The following is an 18,865-nucleotide window of genomic DNA, read 5'->3' on the forward strand; positions in this document are numbered from 1 at the left end:
CTTCCGCTATTGCTTTTTTGCTCATCGGTATTTGCAACATCATAGAAATTGCATACCTTTGTTCCTCGGTTATATGTTTGCTCATCTGCAACTTTTTTTTCTTTGGACGGACAATTAAAGCAAAGATAGCAAACTTTATCCATTCAGAGTGAGAGAAAGGGGGACATTGTCTCTCTTTCCTCTCTGAAAAATAAATGTTTTTATTGCTTATTATCCGCACCCAAAAAGTTGCATTTATAAGTTGAACTCAAGAATCAAGAGCAAATTTGCAAGGGGAAATCAACCGCTTCTCCTGCAAATTTCCAGCTTCACATGAATCTTGCAGATGGTCTGTCCGTCCGTTATGCCGCCCTGCAGGATGAGCATTCGTCGTTTGTCCGGCTCTTCCCGGCGTGTCGTATGGGGCGATGGAAGTGTATGTTCTCTGATGACAAAGAGCCCTGCTTTTGATGCAAGGACTGAAATGGTGGCGCCCAAAGCCTTCGGACGGTTTACGCCACGGTTTACACCGCCCGCGCAAAATGATGTAAAAACGGGGACTGGAGCCTTTGCCCGAACGACCTGCCAAAAACGGAAAAGGCTCGACAATCAGTTGATTGTCAAGCCTTTTCTTCAGTCGGGGTGACTGGATTCGAACCAGCGACCACACGCCCCCCAGACGTGTACTCTAACCGGACTGAGCTACGCCCCGATTCCTGTTCCCTCACCCGCGGCCCGCTTCCGGAGAAGCATTTACCTCGTGTTTGGGACTGCAAATATAGTGTATTTTTTTCAAAACAACACTTTTTCGCAATATTTTTTTCTATTTTTGTGCGATATGAAACGATTTTTCCTCGTCGGGCTGCTCTGGATGGCCCTTGCGGCCGTCGGCTGCCGCGATTCAAGACCCTTCGCCGTGGAGGATTTCACGGTCGAGCGCTACACGCCCCGCTATGCGTCGGGCTTCGATATCCGCAGCCGCGAGGGGAGTGTCAGCTCGCTCATAACGGTCCGCAACCCCTGGCAGGGCGGCTCGGGCGAGGTGCAGTACCTCTACGTCGTGCGTGACGGCGAGCCGGTGCCGGCCGGATTCCCGGGGCAGGTGGTCGAGGCGCCCGTACGGCGGGTCGTCTGCATGTCGTCGAGCCATGTGGCGATGTTCGACCTGCTGGGCGAGGTGGAGCGCATCGTCGGGGTCTCGGGCATCGACTACATTGCCAATGACTATGTCGCCGCCCACAAGCTCTGCGGCGAGGTGCGCGACGTGGGTTACGACTCGAACCTGAACTTCGAGCTGCTGGTGGCCATGCGCGTCGACCTGGTGCTGCTCTACGGCGTGGCGGGCGAGGATACGGCCGTGACGAACAAGCTCCGCGAGCTGGGGATTCCCTATATATATATTGGTGACTACGTCGAGGAGTCGCCGCTGGGCAAGGCCGAATGGGTGATGGTCATCGCCGAGCTGACCGACCGCATGGAGCAGGGGGGCTCCCTCTTCGATGCCACCTGTGCCCGCTACGAGGCGCTGCGCGACGGAGTTAAGCCCGGGCAGCGTCCCCGCGTGATGCTCAACACCCCCTACCGCGACACGTGGTACCTTCCCTCGGCCGACAGCTACATGGTGCGCCTCATCGAGGATGCCGGCGGCGCCTACGTCTGCCCCGAGGCGCGGGGCAACGCCTCGCATGCGGTCGAAATCGAGCAGGCCTACCTGCTGACCAACTCGGCCGACTACTGGTTCAACACCGGGGCGGCCAACTCGCTGCAGGAGCTCGTGCGGCAGAATCCGCGCTTCGCCTCGGTGCCGGCCGTCCGCAACGGCCGCGTCTTCAACAACAACCGCCGCCAGACCCCCGCCGGAGGCTCCGACTTCTGGGAGTCGGGCGTCGTCCATCCCGACCGCGTGCTGGCCGACCTGATTCGGATTTTCGAGGGGCGGAGCGATTCGCTCTGGTACTACAAAAAGCTGGAATAGCCCATGTCGCGCACCTCGCTCTGCTTCCTGCTGCTCGGCCTCTTGACGCTGGCGCTGCTTGTGGCCGACCTCTTTGTCGGCTCGGTGCGGCTTCCGGCGTCGGACGTCGTGGCCGCCTTCACGGGGGGCGACTGCCCCGCCGAATCGCGCTATATCGTGCTGAACATCCGTCTGCTGAAGGCCATTACGGCGCTCTTTGCCGGTGCGGCCCTCTCGGCGAGCGGCCTGCAGATGCAGACGCTCTTCCGCAATCCGCTGGCGGGTCCCTACGTGCTGGGCGTCAGCTCGGGCGCCAGCCTGGGCGTGGCGCTCTTCCTGCTGGGGGCGCCGCTGCTGGGTGTGGCCAACCACTCGCTGGTGCAGTCGCTCGGACTGACCGGTGCGGCGTGGCTCGGCTCGGCGCTGGTGCTGCTGTCCGTCATGGCCGTCGGGCGCCGCATCAAGGACATCATGGTGATTCTGATTCTGGGCATGATGTTCGGCTCGGGCATCGGCTCGGTGGTCGAAATCCTGCAGTACCTCTCGAACGAGGCGGCGCTCAAGTCGTTCGTCATCTGGACCATGGGGTCGCTCGGCGACGTCACGGCCTCGCAGCTCGGGCTGCTGCTGCCGCCCGTCATCGTGGGTCTGCTCCTCTCGGTGGCCTCCATCAAACCGCTCAACATGCTGCTGCTGGGCGAGAACTACGCCCGCACGATGGGGCTCAACATCGTCCGCGTGCGGACGATGCTCTTCCTCTCGACGGTGCTGCTGGCCGGTACGGTCACCGCCTTCTGCGGTCCGGTGGGCTTCATCGGCCTGGCGGTGCCCCATTTGGCGCGGATGCTCTTCGCGGCGGCCGACCATCGCGTGCTGATGCCCGCCTCGATGCTGGCAGGCTCGGCGCTGCTGCTCCTCTGCGACCTGCTCTCGAAGAGCCTGACGCTGCCCATCAACACCGTCACCGCCATGATGGGCATCCCGGTGGTGATACTGGTCGTCGTACGCAACCGCAACCTCTTTTGACATTGACCCGACCATGAGCATAGAACTTCGACATCTGGGCATCGGCTACGGCCGGCGGACGCTGCTCGACGACGTCTCGACCACCTTTGCGCAGGGCAGCCTCACGGCGCTGCTGGGGCGCAACGGCAGCGGCAAGAGTACGCTGCTGCGGGCGCTGGCCGGACTGGGGCCCGTCGCCTCGGGCGAGGTGCTCCTCTGCGGGCGGCCGCTCGTGCAGCTCTCACCCCTGGAGCGGGCCTCGACCGTCAGCTTCGTGACCACCGACAAGGTGCGCATTGCCAACCTCGCGTGCGAGGATGTGGTGGCGCTGGGCCGCGCCCCCTATACCAACTGGTTCGGCCGCATGCAGCGCGGCGACCGCGAGACGGTGGCCCGCGCCCTCGAACTGGTGGGGATGAGCTCCTTCGCCCGCAAGACGATGGACGCCATGTCCGACGGCGAGTGCCAGCGGATTCTCATCGCCCGGGCCCTGGCGCAGGATACCCCCGTCATCCTGCTCGACGAGCCGACGGCCTTCCTCGACCTGCCCAACCGCTACGAGCTCTGCACGCTGCTGCAGCGGCTCGCCCGCGAGGAGGGCAAGTGCGTCCTCTTCTCGACGCACGACCTCGACATCGCCCTCTCGCTCTGCGATTCGGTGGCGCTCATCGACACGCCGCACCTGCACCACCTGCCCATGCCGGAGATGGTCCGCAGCGGCCACATCGAGCGTCTCTTCTCGGGCGGAGGCATCACCTTTGACCCTGTGAGCCAGACGGTTCGACCCGCCGAAAAGGGGTAGGGCGATAATTTTCAGCGGTTTTTTTTGTTTGCTTCGCTTTTTTGTTTACCTTTGCACCGCTAAAGCCCCTTCTCGGAGCGGTGCGATAGCGGCAAGGCCCATTCGTCTATCGGTTAGGACGCAAGATTTTCATTCTTGAAAGAGGAGTTCGATTCTCCTATGGGCTACGAGCTTGGCGCGAGACGTGCCGGTGGAGACGTTGGGGGGGGGAGGAATGAACCCCCGGTTCTCCGAAGGTGCGGCGAACGCTGACGGGTGTTTTTAGTTCAGGAGCGGACCCTCGGGTCCATCCGCAAGCGGCTACGGCCGCTGAGTGCCGCCGGCATCCGGAGCGCGGCGGTGAAACGTAAAACCGGAAAGAGGGGTCGGAAACGTGCCGACAGCATGTGGCGCGGGTCGAAAGCCTCCCGTTTCTGCGGAGCTCCGGAGAGCGAAAGAGGAACAACAAAAATTTAAGTTATGGCAAACCATAAGTCTTCGAAGAAGCGTATCCGTCAGACCCTGACGAAGCGTACGCACAACCGTCTCTACCACAAGACGGCCCGCAATGCCGTGAAGGCCCTGCGCAACACCACCGAGAAGAGCGCCGCCGAGGCCCTTCTGCCGAAGGTAACCGCGATGCTCGACAAGCTCGCCAAGCACAACATCATGCACAAGAACAAGGCCGGCAACCTCAAGAGCGCGCTTCAGCTCCATGTGAACGCCCTCTAAGCCGGTTCGAGCATAGAGACGACAGCCGTCCCCAACGCGGGGACGGCTGTTTTTTTGTGCCGCTTCGAGGCGCTTGGGCGGGGCCGGTGCCGGTTGCGGAGGTTGAGGTGCTTGTGCGGGTAGTGCCGGTTGCGGAAGATGGGCCGGTTGTGGCGAAGCGGGAAGTGCAGCGGGGCGCGGCGTACGGCCTTTGAATCCGCGCTGCGGCGGTGGGGCGGAAGGCTCGTTTGTCGGCGGGCGGAGGCTCGTCTGTCGGGGGGGGAGGAGGCTGAAACGGCGTGCGGCCCTTGAATCGATTGCGGCGTGGGTCGGGAGATTCGGTTGTTGACGGGCGGAGGCCGGGCTGTGTGGCTGTCGGCAGCCTCTTGCTGCGGCGGGCGGTGCAGAGACCTGGCGTGGGATGGGGCAGGTGTCGGGCGCAGCGTGCGTTGAGGCTTCCGAGCCGGCATGCCCGTACCGACGCAAAAAAAAGAGGTCTCCTCGCTTTGAGGAGACCTCTTCGGGTGGAAGAAGGGGCTCGAACCCTCGGCCTTCGGAACCACAATCCGACGCTCTAACCAACTGAGCTACATCCACCGTGTGACCGTCTTCGGGTCTTTCGGAGTGCAAATGTAATACGTTTTTTCGGTCCATGCAACAAAAGTGCGAAAAAAATAATCGCCCGTGACAAAATGTCAGTCGCGACTGTAGCTTTGTCACCCGTTTCCTGCCAAAATCCGCTTGGCACAGCTCTTGTTGAAGTCTGTCACGCATTCGTTTTGCACGAAACTACGAACAAACAACATAAAAAACATAGAACTATGAACGTAAAACCATTATCGGACCGTGTGCTGATTCTCCCGAATCCCGCGGAGGAGAAGACTGCAGGTGGACTGATTATCCCCGACACGGCAAAGGAGAAACCGCTGGCTGGCAAGGTCATTGCCGTCGGTCCCGGTACGAAGGACGTGCAGATGGAGGTAAAGGTCGGTGACCAGGTGCTCTACGGCAAGTATGCCGGACAGGAGATTCAAATCGACGGCGTCGATTACCTCATGATGAAACAGAACGACATTTTAGCGATTATCTAAGACTATGGCAAAGGAGATTAAATATAACGTTGAGGCGCGCGAGCTTCTCAAGGAGGGCGTCGATGCGCTGTCGAACGCAGTGAAGGTGACGCTGGGCCCGAAGGGTCGCAACGTGATTATCGACAAGAAATTCGGTGCGCCGCAGATTACCAAGGACGGCGTGACGGTCGCCAAGGAGGTGGAGCTCGAGGATGCTTTTGCCAACATGGGCGCCCAGATGGTCCGCGAGGTTGCCTCGAAGACCAACGACGACGCGGGTGACGGTACGACCACCGCAACGGTGCTGGCTCAGTCCATCATCGGCGTGGGTCTGAAGAACGTCACGGCGGGTGCAAACCCCATGGACCTCAAGCGCGGTATCGACAAGGCCGTTTCGGTGGTTGTCGACTCGCTGCGCAAGCAGAGCCAGACGGTCGGCACCGATATCGCCAAGATTGAGCAGGTAGCCACCATTTCGGCCAACAACGACCACTACATCGGCAAGCTGATTGCCGAGGCGATGGCCAAGGTCAACAAGGAGGGTGTCATCACCGTCGAGGAGGCCAAGGGCACCGATACCCACGTAGAGGTGGTCGAGGGTATGCAGTTCGACCGCGGTTACATCTCGGCCTACTTCATTACCGACCCCGAGAAGATGGAGGCACAGCTCGACAAGCCCTACATCCTGATTACCGACAAGAAGATTTCGACCATGAAGGAGCTCATGGGCATCCTGGAGCCGGTGGCTCAGAGCGGACGCTCGCTGCTCATCATCGCCGAGGATGTCGACGGCGAGGCGCTGTCGGCCCTGGTGGTCAACAAGCTGCGCGGTACGCTGAAGATTGCCGCCTGCAAGGCGCCGGGCTTCGGTGACCGCCGCAAGGAGATGCTCGAGGATATCGCCATCCTGACGGGTGCCACGGTCATCTCGACCGACAAGGGCATGAAGATGGAGGATGCCGACCTCTCGATGCTGGGTACGGCCGACAAGGTGACGCTCAACAAGGAGAACACCACCATTGTCGACGGTGCAGGCAAGAAGGAGGCCATTGCAGCCCGTGTGGCTCAGATTCGTGCCTCGATTGAGAAGGCTACGTCGGACTACGACAAGGAGAAGCTGCAGGAGCGTCTGGCCAAGCTCGCCGGCGGTGTGGCTGTCCTCTACGTGGGCGCTACGACCGAGGTCGAGATGAAGGAGAAGAAGGACCGCGTCGACGATGCGCTGGCCGCTACGCGTGCCGCCGTCGAGGAGGGTATCGTTCCGGGTGGCGGTGTTGCCTACATCCGCGCTACGGCCGCTCTCGAGGGTCTGAAGGGCGACAACGAGGACCAGACGACCGGTATCAACATCGTAAAGCGTGCCATCGAGGAGCCGCTGCGCCAGATTGTCGCCAACGCCGGCGGCGAGGGCTCGGTGGTTGTCAACAAGGTGCGTGAGGGCGAGGGAGCCTTCGGCTACAACGCCCGCGACGACCGCTACGAGGACCTGCTCAAGGCCGGTATCATCGACCCGACGAAGGTATCGCGCGTGGCTCTGGAGAACGCCGCATCGATTGCGTCGATGTTCCTCACCACGGAGTGCGTGCTGGCCGAGAAGAAGGCCGAGCAGCCTGCACCTGCAATGCCCGCCGGCGGCATGGGCGGCATGATGTAACAGTCGGCCGCTGTCGCAGGACAGCATATACGGAAAACCGGGACACCCCAGCGGGGTGCCCCGGTTTTTTTGTGCCCGTTTGCGGGTTTTCGGGGGGGCGGCTGAAGGACGGGGCTGGCCCGTCACCTTTGCATGCCGTGGCGTTTCGTCCCGTTGCAAGGGGCCGCCTCTTTCCGTTGCGGGGCGGAACTGCCTTCCCGCGGTGGAACGCCCCCTCGCCGGACGGAGGGGTCAGAGCCCTCCGTCGACGACCCAGCTCCGCTGCGGGTTGTCGTTGCGCAGCGCCAGGTGGAGCTCCTCGGTAGAGCCGTCTGCCATTTGCAGCCGGCAGGGAATGAAGAGGCCGGGGTAGTTGCCCGAGCGGACCGGGGCCGAGCACTCCACCACAGTAGCTCCGGCGTAGCGGCTGCGGAGCAGCTGGCGGGCCCGGGCGCCATATGCCGAGAGCGCCTCGTCGAGAATCTCGGTGTCCCACGTTGCGAAGGCGTCGAGAATCAGCCGTGCCGCCCGGCCGGCGTCGATGCCCGCAAGGCGGGAGGTCGCCGCCTCGGGTTGGGTCAGCTCCCTCCAGGTGATGCCCTCGGGAAGTGCGGTGAGCGTTGCGGCGTCGAGCGGGGCGTCGTACTCGATGCGGTCAATCTCGAGCAGCGTCCGTTCCCTTCCGTCGGCCGCGAGGAAGGTGATGCTTCCACCCAGCAGCCGCCCGCTTGCGGCGTCGAAGCGGTATTCGCGGCGCGTGTCGCTCTCGGCGACGGAGGAGTTGCGCATGTAGTCGCTCTGGCTGAAATCGCCCTGTGCCGGGCTGTGGACCGTCAGGCGGAGGGTATCCCCCTCGCGGCGCAGCGTGTAGCGCGAGCCGTCGTGCGAGCGGGTGAGCTGCTCCTCGAACGAGAGTAGCTGGCCGGGGTCGATGAGCTGGAAGAGCATCCCCGCAACGCCGGGCGAGTAGGGGAGCACCTCGCCCTCACGCAGTGTGTCGAACCAGAGGTAGGTGTGCTTCCCGTCGTAGAGCGCCTTGCGGCCCGGCTTCTCGATGCGCCAGAGCAGCTGCGGGGAGTAAATCGCCTCGATGGTGTGGGGCACCGGCTCGTCGAGCGGGTTGGTGTAGTCGAAGTTTTCGTCGGCGTCGGTGCGGATGTGCAGTTCGATGCGGATGCTCCGCACGCCGTTCATCGCGACGATGGCCTGAGCGAAGCTGTTGCGCGCGGCGCGTGCCGGGGTGTTGAAGCCGAGGGTGAGGGCTGCGATGACGAGGACCGCGGCGGCCATCGCCCCCGAGAGGATGCCGACGATGCGGCGTACGGGGCGGCGGGGTTGGCCGGATGCGGCGGCCTCATTGCGGTCGGCGGCCTGCTCCGGAGAGGTGCTTATGGGCTGCATCTTCATGCGGCGGGCCGTGGCGCCCGAGGCTGCGTTCTGCTTTGCTGCTGAAAGGTCGGCTGCCACGGCAGATTCGGCGATGGCGGATGCGGCCAGTCCGGGTTCGCTTCCCTGCTCGGCCAGTCGTCGGCGGGCGGCTTCCAGAATCCGTTCGCGGAGACCTGCGGGCGGGGTAATTTCGATGTGGGGGGTTGCGGCGTCGAGCGCCCGTCGGGCGTCGCGAAGGGCGGCGGCGCAGGCTTCGCACGCGGCTGCGTGCTCCTCCATGCTGCGGCGCTCAGCGTCGGAGAGGGTGCCGGCGAGCAGTTCGTCCAGCTGCTCGCGGAAGCGGCGGCACGTCATGGTCTTATCGGTTTTCATGGTTTTCGGATTTTTTTGGAAGGGTTTTACAGGAGGGTTTTCAGTCGCTCGATGCCGTAGTGGAAGCGCGACTTGACGGTCGAAGCGGGCAGCTCGAGCGTCTCGGCGATTTCGGTGAAGCGCATCGAGGCGAAGGTGTGCAGGCGGATGACCTCGGCCTGTTCGGCAGGCAGGCGGTCGAGCAGGGTGCCAAGCCGCCGGGCCTCGGCTTCGAGCATGTGCTCCTCGCTCGGGTCATCTTCGAGTGTCGGCGGGAGCGGCTCGGTGGGGCGGCGCCGGCGCAGCAGGTCGTTGCAGCCGTTGGCCACCATGCGGAAGAGGTAGGCTTTGGCGTTGCGGACGGGTGTCGTGGCGGTGGCGAATCGGAGAAAGGCCTCCTGAACGACATCCTCGGCGTCGCTGCGGGAGGCGCACCTCAGTGCCGCGAAGCGGAAGAGCGCCTCGCTCCAGCGCTCCGCGGCATCCTCGAGCAGCGCCATCCGCTCCTCTTCGGTGAAGGTTGGGGTTGTGTTCATTGATTTCAGTCTGTTTTTGTGTTCGAACGCGCGTTCACTTATAAGACGTCGCAAGGCGAAAAAGGACGAATCGCCGGCCGGAAAAAATTGCCGGCAGGGCCTCCGTGCACCTCCGCCGCCGGTCGCTCCCTTTTCTGCTGCCTCTTATTCGTCCTCTCCGTCTCTCTGCCTCTCCGTCTCTCTGCCTCTCCGTCTCTCCGTCTCTCCGTCTCCCGGGGCCGCTCCCCGGCTCTTCCGCTTTTCCCCCTTCTCTGTTTTCCGATGTCCCTCTCCTCTTCCCTTCGGGCCTTCGCCCTTTGTTCCGATGCGGCCTCTTGTGGCTTTGCGCCCCTATCAAGGAAAAGGCCCCGGAAGCTGCGGCTTCCGAGGCCTTTTGGGTGAAGAGCTCGTGTCGGCGGGACCGCAGGCGGTCCCTTGGGGTATCTGTTGTTGGCGGCGGGAGCTTTCGTTTTCATTCTTTTTTTCCCCCTCCTCTCCGGCCGGAGGGGTGTCAGAAGAGCGTCTGGCTCTCGTCGCCGCGCGAGCGTGCGGGGCGCTCCGGCTGGCCGAGCAGGATGCGGGCCTGCGAGAGGGCCGCGTCGGTGATGCGGCTGCCCGAGAGCATCTTGGCGATTTCGGTCGTCCGCTCCTCGGCCGTCATCCGCGTGATGGAGGTGCGTCCGTCGCGTTTGTAGACCACGAAGTGGGTCTGGCCCTTCGAGGCGACCTGCGGCAGGTGGGTGATGTCGACCACCTGCATCGTCTCGGCCAGCGAGGCGATGATTTCGCCCATTGCATCGGCAATCCGTCCCGAGACGCCCGTGTCGATTTCGTCGAAGATGATGGTCGGCAGCTGCATGCGCCGCGCCAGCATCGCCTTGAGGGCCAGCATGACGCGCGAAAGCTCACCGCCCGAGGCGATGCGCTCGACGGCCTGGGGCGTCATGGCGCGGTTGGCCGAGAAGAGGTAGGTCACCGTGTCGCGCCCCGAGGGGGTGAGCTCCTGCGTCGGCTCCAGCGCCACGCGGAAGGTCGTGTCGGGCATGCCGAGCCGCGCGAGCGTCGCACAAATCTCCTTGCCGAAGGCCGGCGAGGCCTTCTCGCGGGCCTTGTGGAGCCGCTCGGCCAGCTTCTCGGCCTGCTCCGTGGCCCGGGCGAGCTCCTCACGGCAGGCCGTGAGCTCCTCGTCGCCGTGGTCGATGGCCGCCAGACGGGCCAGGTAGCCGTCGCGGATGGTGATGAGCTCCTCGACCGTGGCGGCATGGTGCTTCTGCGTGAGCGAGTAGAGCGTGTCGAGGCGCGCGGAGAGTTGCTGCAGCCGCTCGGGGTCGGTGTCGAGCCGTTCGCTCTCGTCCGCCGCCGAGGCGTCGATGTCCTTCAGCTCCTCCAGCACAGAGCGGAGCCGGTCGGCGTAGTCGCCCGCCTGTGGGTAGTGGTCGCGCAGGCGGTTGAGTTCGCTCTCGGTATTCTTGAGCTGGGCGAGCACCCCCGTCTCGTCGTCGTCGAAACGGTTGCGCAGCGTGGTGAGCGTCTCGCCAATCTGGTCGGCATGCTCCAGCACGGCGAGCTGCTCCTCCAGCTCGGCCTGTTCGCCTTCGCGCAGGTTGGCCGCCGTGAGCTCCTCGCTCTGGAAGCGGAGCCACTCCTCGTCGCGGCGCCCCTCGGCCGCAGCCTTTTCGAGGGCGGAGAGACGGCGGCGCAGCTCGCTCTGGCGGGCGTAGGCGGCGCCGTATTCGGCGCGCAGCGCAGCGTCGTCCGCCACGGTGTCGAGTGCCGAGGTGCGGAACTCCTCCGAGGAGAGAATCAGGTTCTGGTGCTGCGAGTGGATGTCGATGAGCTGCGTGCCCAGCTCGCGCAGCTGCGTGAGCGACACGGGCATGTCGTTGACGAAGGCGCGGCTCTTGCCCGCCGGCGTGATGACGCGCGTGAGGGTGCACTGCTCCTCGTAGTCGAGCTCGTTGCGCTCGAAGAGGGGGCGCAGGTCGCGGCCCGTGAGGTCGAAGAGCCCCTCGACCTTGCAGTTGCGGGTCGTATCCTTGATGGCCGCACCGTCGTTCTTGGCGCCGAGCAGCAGCCCGAGTGCGCCGAGCAGGATGGACTTGCCGGCGCCCGTTTCGCCGGTGATGATGTTCAGATGCGGGTCCAGCTCGAGTTCGAGCTTCTCGATGAGCGCGTAGTTCTCGACCGAAAGTCGGCGTAACATGGCGATTGAGGTGTTTATGACGTTTGTCGGGTCGGGCCCTGCGGGGCGAAGCCCGGGGCCCGGGGCAGCGACGGCCCCTTCGTGAGAAGGAGCCGCCCGTCTGTTATTTCAGCAATTTTTCGATTCGGTCGACGATGCGGCCCGCGACCTCGCGTTTGGTGAGCAGCGGCAGCGGTTCGCGTCCTGTCCGGTCGATGAAGGTCACCTTGTTGGTGTCGCCGCGGAAGCCGGCCCCGGCGTCGCGCAGCGAGTTGAGGACGATGAAGTCGAAGTGCTTGCGCGCGAGCTTCTGCTCGGCGTGCGCCTCCTCGTCATCGGTCTCCAGCGCAAAGCCCACCAGCATCCGCCCCTCCTTGCGGGCGCCCAGCTCGGCAGCGATGTCGTGCGTGCGGCGCAGGCGGATGACCAGCTCGCCGTCACCCTTGCGGAGCTTGGTCGCGGAGACCTGCTCGGGGGTGTAGTCGGCCACGGCGGCGCACATCACGGCGCCGTCGCATGCGGCGAAGGCCTCTGTGGCGGCGCGGTACATCTCCTCGGCCGAGAGGACGTCGACGCGCTCCACCCCTTCGGGGCAGGCGAGTGCCGTGCGGCCGCTGACGAGCGTCACGCGGGCGCCTCGCGCCGCCAGCTCGCCAGCAATGGCGTAGCCCATCTTGCCCGACGAGTGGTTCGAGATGAAGCGCACCGGGTCGATGGCCTCGATGGTGGCTCCCGCCGTGACGAGGAAGTGCCGCCCCTCGAGGCTCTTCGCCGTGGGGGCAAGCAGCCGCGTCACCGCCTCGACGATGTGCTCCGGCTCGGCCAGACGCCCCTTGCCCGTAAGTCCGCTCGCCAACTCGCCGGCCTCGGGTTCGACGACCCGTACGCCGCGGCTGCGCAGCGTCGCGAGGTTGGCCTGCGTGGCGGGGTGGGCGAACATGTCGAGGTCCATGGCCGGGGCGACGACCACCGGGCAGCGCGCCGAGAGGTAGGTCGTCAGCAGCAGGTTGTCCGCCACGCCCGTGGCCATCTTGGCCAGCGTGTTGGCCGTAGCGGGGGCGATGAGGTAGCAGTCGGCCCACTCGCCCAGCGAGACGTGCGAGTTCCAGGCGCCGTTCTCGGGGTCGAAGAACTCGACCAGAATCGGGTTCTTCGCGAGGGTGGCCATCGTCAGCGGGGTGATGAACTGCTTGGCCAGCGGCGTCATCACCACGCGCACTTCGGCGCCGGCCGTCTTCAATAAACGACAGAGCACAGCCGCCTTGTAGGCAGCTATGCTTCCCGTAATGCCCAGCAGTATGTGGCGCCCCTGCAGCGAGGGGCACGTCGTATGCCGTGAATCCATCGTCGACAGCCCGCTCAGGCCTCCTTCGTGGTCGGCTTCTCCTCCTTGCCGCTCTCCTTGGCCTCCTTGCCGTCCTTGCCGCCCATGCGGTAGTAGAGCTCTCCGTCGAGGAACTCCTCGGTGGCGATGATGGTCGGTTTGGGCAACCGCTCGTAATAGCGGGAGATTTCGATTTGCTCGCGGTTTTCGAACGTCTCCTCCAGAGTGGCATCCGTCGGCGAGGAGAAGTCGGCCAGCTTGCGGCTGAGCTCGTTCTTCAGCTCGGTCGAAATCTGATTGGCGCGGCGGGCGATGATGTTAATCGACTCGTAAACGTTGCCCGTTTCGCGGTCGAAGTCCACCAGTTTCCTCGTGATGGTGTTGTTGGGAATGTTTTTCTTAATCTCCATGACTATATGTTGTTGTCTTTCTTGTTCCGGTCCAGATAATCCTTGGCGTGCTTGGCCATGCGCTCCAGCTCGCGGATGTGCTTCGATTCGGGGAACTCCTCCTTGAAGGAGAGGTACGAGTCAAGCATCGAGAGGTAGCGGTCCGTCTGCTTCTCCTCAATCGAGTTGCTGGCGTAGCGGTAGCTTGCGTCGACAATCAGGTACATGATTTCCTCGCGGTGCGTGCTTTCGGGATACTTCTTCAGGGCGTTTTTCAGCGCGACGATGGCCGAGTTGTACTTGCCGATTTTGTAATAGGTGTAGGCGTTCAGATAGGCCTTGTCGTGCAGCCGCTGGGTGAGCTCCTCGTTGATGCTCTTGAAGTTCTCCACCTGTTTGCTGTCGGGGTAGCGCGACATGAACTCGTTGACGGCGATGATGGCCTGGCTGGTCATCGTCTGGTCGCGTGAGGGACCCGGCGCGAGGTAGTAGTAGCAGAGGGCGAACATACCCTCGGCATCCTCGATGAAGACGCTGCGGCCGAACTTGCGGCGGAAGTCGTCAAAGAGCAGCGAGGCGGTTTCGTAGTCGCGGTTCTTGTACTTGCAGCGGGCGTTGAAGAAGGAGATGCTGTCCTCGCGCGTGGTGCCCGAGTAGTAGGGCAGCGCCCCCTCGAAGAGGGTCGAGGCGCGCGTCCACTTCTCCTTGGCGTAGTATTCGAGCGCCTTGTCGTACATGACGTCGGGCTTGCCGCTCTTGAGAATCGAGCTGACGCCGGCGCAGCCCGTGAAGAGGGTCGCCAGCAGCAGGCCGGCAGCAATGAGTGAGAGAGTGTGCTTCATCGAAAGTTCGTTTACGGCGCTTTAACGCGCAAAGTTACATATAAATTAACGAACCGCCAAAAAAATTATTGCCTCACGCATTGGGGCAGGGACTGCGGCGTGCTTCCTGGTCGGAGGGCGGGGGGTGCGGCGGGGCGGCGGGCTTCTCTTTTGGGGAGAGGCCGGGTTCGAACGGAGGCTCTGCGGGGCGGTGGTTGCTGCCGTTCCCCGGAAACGGTCCGGGAACAGGCGGTGTGTTTCTTGGTCGAAGGGGACGGGCTGCGGCGGGGCGGAGAGCCTCTCTTTCGAGGAGAGAACGGGTTCGAACGGATGCTCTGCGGGGCGGTGGTTGCTGCCGCTCCCCGGAAACGGCCCGGGTGCCGGCGGCGTGCTTCTTTGTCGGAGGGAACAGGCTGCGGCGGGGCGGCGAGCTTCTCTTTCGGGGAGGGGCCGGATTCGGACGCGTCACCCATCGCCTCCGCTATTCGCCTCCGCTGTTCGTTGCTATCACCCGCCGCCTGCCACCACCCGCCGCCTGCCACCACCCGCCGCCTGCCACCACTCGCCGCCTGCCATTACCCGCCGCCCGCTACCTCCGCCACCGTTGCTTGTCACCCCTGTCGCTGTCTGCCTTCCCGCTGCTGTCGCCTTCCCCCTGCCTGTCATTACCCGCCGCCCGCTACCTCCGCTGCTGACTGCGTCCTCACAGCCTGCGTCTCCACTGTCTGTCGCTTTTCCCCGCTTGTCATTACTACCTGCCGCCCGCCGCTACCGCCCGCCGCCTGCCTCCTTCCTCCTTCCCCTGCCTGTCATCATCCGCTGTTGCCTGCACCCCCGCCGCTTCTCACCCGCCGCTACCGCCCGCCGCAACAGTTGCCTGCCACCCCCGCTACTCTCCGCAATCTGCCACCACCCGCTGCCTGCCATTTCCGCCGCCATGCGCCGGCCGGGCGGACAGATGGGCTGCGGCGGCACCCCGCGTGGTCGGTCGGGGCGCGATGCGTCGCCGGCGAGAAGTTCTGCGAAATAATTTGGAAAATCGGAAAATCCTTCCTATCTTTGTTTCGGTTAAGTATAGGGGTTCTGGCCTTTCGAGGCCGGGATTCTTGTTTTTTATTGGATTATCATTCTTATGGCAAAAGAGATTATCTATCTGACGGCGGAAGGGTACAAGAAGCTCAAGGACGAGCTCGACCACATGCGTTCCGTCGAACGTCCGGCGATTTCGGCCGCAATTGCCGAGGCACGCGACAAGGGCGACCTTTCGGAGAATGCGGAGTACGATGCGGCGCGTGAGGCACAGGGTCTGCTCGAGATGCGGATTGCCAAGCTGGAGGATACGCTGGCCAATGCGCGCGTCATCGACGAGTCGAAAATCGACAAGAGCAAGGTGCAGATTCTGAGCAAGGTGACGCTGCTGAACCACAACAACGGCAAGCAGGTGGTCTATACGATTGTCGCCGAGCACGAGGCCAATCTGCGCGAAGGCAAGCTGGCCATCGGTACGCCGATTGCCAAGGCGCTGCTCGGCCACAAGAAGGGCGACTCGGTCGATGTCGTCGTTCCGGCCGGGACGATTCATTTCGAGATACTCGACATCAGCATCTGATGCCTCGCATGTAGCTCGGAACGGTTCGCCGCCGCCGCTTTCGGACCAGCCGATACATACAGTCTTCCCCGTGGGGAAGACTTCCTGCAGGACCGCTCTTCGGGCGGCCCTTTTTGTGTGTATAGGGGTGCAGGTGGATGAGTGCGGATGTTGGGTTGGCGGGGCGGTCGGTTGCACCCGGTACTGGGCGACGGTGTAGAGGGGCGGTTGGGTGCGGCCGGAGTATGGCGGCAGCGTTGGTGTGGGGGCGGTATCGGGACAGCCGCGTTGACGGGCGGCCGGTTCCGCACGCGTTTCTGTGTGGTCCCCTCCCGTTCTCGTTTGTAGAAAAAGAGAAGACCGCACCCCTTGGGGAATGCGGTCTTCTATATGAAACAGGGAGACGGATGCAGCACGGTCCGGATACCTTGTCGGGGCGTTTCCGCTCCCGGTGCAATTCTGTTGCCGTCCTTGTTTTGCAGCTCATCCCGGGTGCAGCGGTGCTCTTTTTCGGGTACAGCCTCAGCACTCTTTTGGGGGAGGGCTGCGCTCAGAATGGAACGGCTACTCGGCGCGGGAGGGGAGAGATGGGGACACCACACCCCGGCGCCCGCGATTCGGGGCGCTTTCGACACCTTGCGGCGCATTGTTCCGAAAGGGGAGAGGGGAGGCGCCTGCCGGCGCCCGTCGCTAACCAATCAGCTCCTCGTACTGGGCGGGGGTGAGCAGCTTGTCGTACTCCTCGGGGGCCGACATGCGGACCTTGACGAGCCAGCCTTCACCGAAGGCGTCCTTGTTGACGATGGAGGGGTCGGCGTCGACGGCCTCGTTGAACTCGAGCACCTCGCCCGAGACGGGAAGGTAGGCGTCGCTGACGGTCTTCACGGCCTCAATCGAGCCGAACACCTCGCCGGCGGCGAGCGTCTCGCCTACGGTCGGCACGTCTACGAAGACGATGTCGCCCAGCTGGCTCTGTGCGAAATCCGTGATGCCGATAACGGCAACGTCACCCTCGACGCGGCACCACTCGTGGTCGTTCGAGTATTTCAGATTGGTAGGTACATTCATGGTATTACGAGCTTTGTGTTGTGAATTTTCCAATGCAAATATAGCAGTTATTTCGGGATGGGCAAGGGTTTTGTTATTTTTTTAACACCCTGGCCCTCCTTCGGGGCGCACATGGGGGCGGCAGCGGCCGAGCTCTTCCCTTGCGCAACGGTGCCGCACAACCGGGGCGGCGGGCTGTCGTCTCTCCACTGCCAACGTCCGCAGCGGAGCGGTATCTCCCGGCCGGTGCATCCTGCGCTCCGGTTCGCGCATCCTCGTTCTCCTGTCCGCATTTCCCGGCCGGCGCATTCCGTTTTCCGGCTTGCCCGCTCCCGGGTTCCGGCTTGCCCGCTCCCGGGTTCCGGCCGGCGTTTCCCGGCCCCGGCCCGTGCCTTCCGGCGCGGGTCAGTGCTCCCCGGCGGGTTGCGGGTCGCGCCCCTCGATGAGGAACTCGACCTGGCGGAAGAGGTATTCGTGCAGCGTACCGTCGTCGTGGCGCAGCTGCAGCTCGCCCGTGGGTCGCACCCCCTCGACCACCGCCTGGAAGAGGGTGCCGTCGGGCAGGCGGAAGAGGTGGCGCTCCCCGAGGCGGTACATCCGCGCCCGGTAGTCGCGCTGCAGCCCCTCGCGGTCGCCCGCCTCGAGCTGTGCGTAGCGCGCCATCAGGTGGTCGATGCAGCAGCGGAGCACCTCCTCGCGGTCGAACTCCCGGCCCGCGGCCAGCGCCATCGAGGTGGGGTTGGGCAGCGACGGGTCGAACTCCCGCTGGTTGATGTTGAGGCCGATGCCGGCGATGCTGCGGGCGAGGTTTGCTCCGCGCAGGTCGTGCTCGATGAGCATGCCCGCACACTTGCGGTCGCCTACGTAGAGGTCGTTCGTCCACTTGATGCGGGCCTCGATGCCGTAGTCGCGCATCGCGTCGACCAGAGCGAGCGCCGCCACCTCGGTGAAGAGAAATTGCTCCGGGGCGGGCAGGAACGTCGGCTCGAGGATGGCCGAGAAGGTGATGTTGAGCCCCTCGGGGCAGAGCCACGTGTGGCCGCGCTGTCCGCGGCCGGCGCTCTGCCATTCGGCCCACACCACGTCGCCGTGGCGGTAGCGTGCATCGCGGGCCTCGTCGTTGGTCGAGGTGGTCTGTCGGATGTGGTAAATCATGTGTCGTGTCGGGTTAGGGTCGTCGGACGGCGGGCGGGGTCAGGCGCTGACGCCGAAGTCGCGCAGCGCGTCGTTGAGCGAGGTCTTCTTGTCGGTCGACTCCTTGCGGCGGCCGATGATGAGGGCGCACGAGACGCTGTATTCGCCCGCCGGGAACTGCTTGCGGTAGCTGCCCGGAACGACCACCGAGCGGGGCGGTACGTAGCCCTTGTAGGTGACGGGCTCCGGCCCCGTGACGTCGATGATGTGGGTCGAGCCGGTGATGACCGTGTTGGAGCCGAGCACCGCCTCGCGGCAGACGTGGGCCCCCTCGACCACAATCGAGCGCGAACCGATGAAGCAGTGGTCCTCGATGATGACCGGCGCCGCCTGCACGGGCTCCAGCACACCGCCGATGCCCACGCCGCCCGACAGATGGACCTGCTTGCCGATTTGTGCACAAGAGCCCACCGTGGCCCACGTATCGACCATTGTGCCCGTATCGACATAGGCGCCGATGTTGACGTACGAGGGCATCAGAATGGCGCCCGGGGCGATGTAGGCACCGTAGCGCGCCACGGCGTGGGGCACGGCGCGCACGCCCAGCTCCTCGTAGCCGTGCTTGAGCTCCATCTTGTCGTACCACTCCAGCTCGCCGGCCTGCATCTTGCGCATGGGCTGGAGCGGGAAGTAGAGGATGACGGCCTTCTTGACCCATTCGTTCACCTGCCAGAGGCTCCGCTCCTCGTCCAGAGGCTCGGCCGTGCGCAGTTGGCCCTTGTCCACCAGGTCGACCGTCCGGCGGACGGCTTCGCGGACGGACTCCTCGCTGAGCAGCGCGCGCTCCTCCCACGCCTGCTCGATGATTTGTTTCAGTTCGCTGTACATGCTCGTTGGTTCGTTGTTTCGGAAGCCCAAAGTTATGCAAAATCTTCGACTCCGGCGTCCGAGTCTCTCAACTTTTTCCTAACTTTGTCCCGATATTAACCTTA

At 63.8% G+C, this 18,865-nt stretch carries 16 protein-coding genes and 3 tRNA genes; 8 read left to right on the plus strand and 11 right to left on the minus strand.

Features of this window, described 5'->3' with window-relative positions; translation table 11 throughout:
• Positions 1-616 precede the first annotated feature (616 nt).
• Positions 617-691 (minus strand) — tRNA-Pro (locus C8267_RS08655).
• 126 nt (positions 692-817) lie between these two features.
• Here C8267_RS08655 and C8267_RS08660 point away from each other — a divergent pair.
• The 5 genes from C8267_RS08660 to rpsT all read left to right on the plus strand — a co-directional run bounded on the left by C8267_RS08660 (position 818) and on the right by rpsT (position 4,451).
• Positions 818-1,954 carry an ABC transporter substrate-binding protein gene (locus C8267_RS08660; RefSeq protein WP_106634349.1) on the plus strand — a complete coding sequence of 379 codons (1,137 nt, stop codon included), beginning with the start codon at positions 818-820 and terminating at the stop codon, positions 1,952-1,954.
• 3 nt (positions 1,955-1,957) lie between these two features.
• Positions 1,958-2,959 carry a FecCD family ABC transporter permease gene (locus tag C8267_RS08665; RefSeq protein ID WP_106634350.1) on the plus strand — a complete coding sequence of 334 codons (1,002 nt, stop codon included), beginning with the start codon at positions 1,958-1,960 and terminating at the stop codon, positions 2,957-2,959.
• 13 nt (positions 2,960-2,972) lie between these two features.
• Entirely contained in the window at positions 2,973-3,740 is a 768-nt protein-coding gene (locus C8267_RS08670; RefSeq protein WP_106634351.1) for an ABC transporter ATP-binding protein, read from the plus strand.
• A 95-nt stretch (positions 3,741-3,835) separates the two neighbouring features.
• Positions 3,836-3,907: transfer RNA gene (locus C8267_RS08675), tRNA-Glu, on the plus strand.
• 292 nt (positions 3,908-4,199) lie between these two features.
• Entirely contained in the window at positions 4,200-4,451 is a 252-nt protein-coding gene (rpsT, locus tag C8267_RS08680) for a 30S ribosomal protein S20 (protein ID WP_087359999.1), read from the plus strand.
• Between the two features lie 501 nt (positions 4,452-4,952).
• Here the strand turns inward: rpsT and C8267_RS08685 are convergent.
• Positions 4,953-5,028: transfer RNA gene (locus tag C8267_RS08685), tRNA-His, on the minus strand.
• A gap of 223 nt (positions 5,029-5,251) precedes the next feature.
• Between C8267_RS08685 and C8267_RS08690 the strand changes: the two genes are divergently transcribed.
• Together C8267_RS08690 and groL are read left to right on the plus strand one after the other, a co-directional pair.
• Positions 5,252-5,521, plus strand: coding sequence for a co-chaperone GroES (locus C8267_RS08690; RefSeq protein ID WP_087360002.1), 270 nt, complete (start codon positions 5,252-5,254; stop codon positions 5,519-5,521).
• Between the two features lie 4 nt (positions 5,522-5,525).
• Positions 5,526-7,154 (plus strand): chaperonin GroEL, encoded by a 1,629-nt coding sequence (groL, locus tag C8267_RS08695; RefSeq protein WP_087360005.1) that lies wholly within the window; start codon positions 5,526-5,528, stop codon positions 7,152-7,154.
• Positions 7,155-7,385: 231 nt separating this feature from the next.
• Here the strand turns inward: groL and C8267_RS08700 are convergent, their stop codons facing one another.
• The 6 genes from C8267_RS08700 to C8267_RS08725 form a co-directional block, all read right to left on the minus strand.
• Positions 7,386-8,894 (minus strand): zf-HC2 domain-containing protein, encoded by a 1,509-nt coding sequence (locus tag C8267_RS08700; protein ID WP_106634352.1) that lies wholly within the window; start codon positions 8,892-8,894, stop codon positions 7,386-7,388.
• 26 nt (positions 8,895-8,920) lie between these two features.
• Positions 8,921-9,409 (minus strand): RNA polymerase sigma factor, encoded by a 489-nt coding sequence (locus C8267_RS08705; RefSeq protein ID WP_106634353.1) that lies wholly within the window; start codon positions 9,407-9,409, stop codon positions 8,921-8,923.
• Between the two features lie 490 nt (positions 9,410-9,899).
• On the minus strand, positions 9,900-11,591 hold the full coding sequence (gene recN, locus C8267_RS08710) for a DNA repair protein RecN (RefSeq protein ID WP_106634354.1): 1,692 nt from the start codon (positions 11,589-11,591) through the stop codon (positions 9,900-9,902).
• Between the two features lie 103 nt (positions 11,592-11,694).
• Positions 11,695-12,915 (minus strand): bifunctional phosphopantothenoylcysteine decarboxylase/phosphopantothenate--cysteine ligase CoaBC, encoded by a 1,221-nt coding sequence (coaBC, locus tag C8267_RS08715; protein WP_087360017.1) that lies wholly within the window; start codon positions 12,913-12,915, stop codon positions 11,695-11,697.
• A gap of 14 nt (positions 12,916-12,929) precedes the next feature.
• Positions 12,930-13,304, minus strand: coding sequence for a DNA-directed RNA polymerase subunit omega (locus C8267_RS08720; protein WP_087360020.1), 375 nt, complete (start codon positions 13,302-13,304; stop codon positions 12,930-12,932).
• Between the two features lie 2 nt (positions 13,305-13,306).
• Positions 13,307-14,125, minus strand: coding sequence for an outer membrane protein assembly factor BamD (locus C8267_RS08725; RefSeq protein ID WP_087360023.1), 819 nt, complete (start codon positions 14,123-14,125; stop codon positions 13,307-13,309).
• Between the two features lie 1,111 nt (positions 14,126-15,236).
• On the opposite strand from C8267_RS08725, the gene greA reads away from it, so the two are divergent.
• Positions 15,237-15,713 (plus strand): transcription elongation factor GreA, encoded by a 477-nt coding sequence (greA, locus tag C8267_RS08730; protein WP_106634355.1) that lies wholly within the window; start codon positions 15,237-15,239, stop codon positions 15,711-15,713.
• A 669-nt stretch (positions 15,714-16,382) separates the two neighbouring features.
• On the opposite strand, the gene gcvH is transcribed toward greA, so the two are convergent.
• The 3 genes from gcvH to C8267_RS08745 all read right to left on the minus strand — a co-directional run bounded on the left by gcvH (position 16,383) and on the right by C8267_RS08745 (position 18,761).
• Positions 16,383-16,760 (minus strand): glycine cleavage system protein GcvH, encoded by a 378-nt coding sequence (gene gcvH, locus C8267_RS08735; protein WP_087360028.1) that lies wholly within the window; start codon positions 16,758-16,760, stop codon positions 16,383-16,385.
• Between the two features lie 384 nt (positions 16,761-17,144).
• The gene (locus tag C8267_RS08740) at positions 17,145-17,894 is read right to left on the minus strand and encodes a biotin--[acetyl-CoA-carboxylase] ligase (RefSeq protein ID WP_106634356.1); all 750 of its coding nucleotides are present in this window, start codon (positions 17,892-17,894) and stop codon (positions 17,145-17,147) included.
• 39 nt (positions 17,895-17,933) lie between these two features.
• Positions 17,934-18,761 carry a 2,3,4,5-tetrahydropyridine-2,6-dicarboxylate N-succinyltransferase gene (locus tag C8267_RS08745; RefSeq protein WP_087360034.1) on the minus strand — a complete coding sequence of 276 codons (828 nt, stop codon included), beginning with the start codon at positions 18,759-18,761 and terminating at the stop codon, positions 17,934-17,936.
• Positions 18,762-18,865 lie beyond the last annotated feature (104 nt).

This window comes from Alistipes sp. Marseille-P5061, from assembly GCF_900290115.1.
GTDB classification, from domain to species: Bacteria; Bacteroidota; Bacteroidia; order Bacteroidales; family Rikenellaceae; genus Alistipes; species Alistipes excrementigallinarum.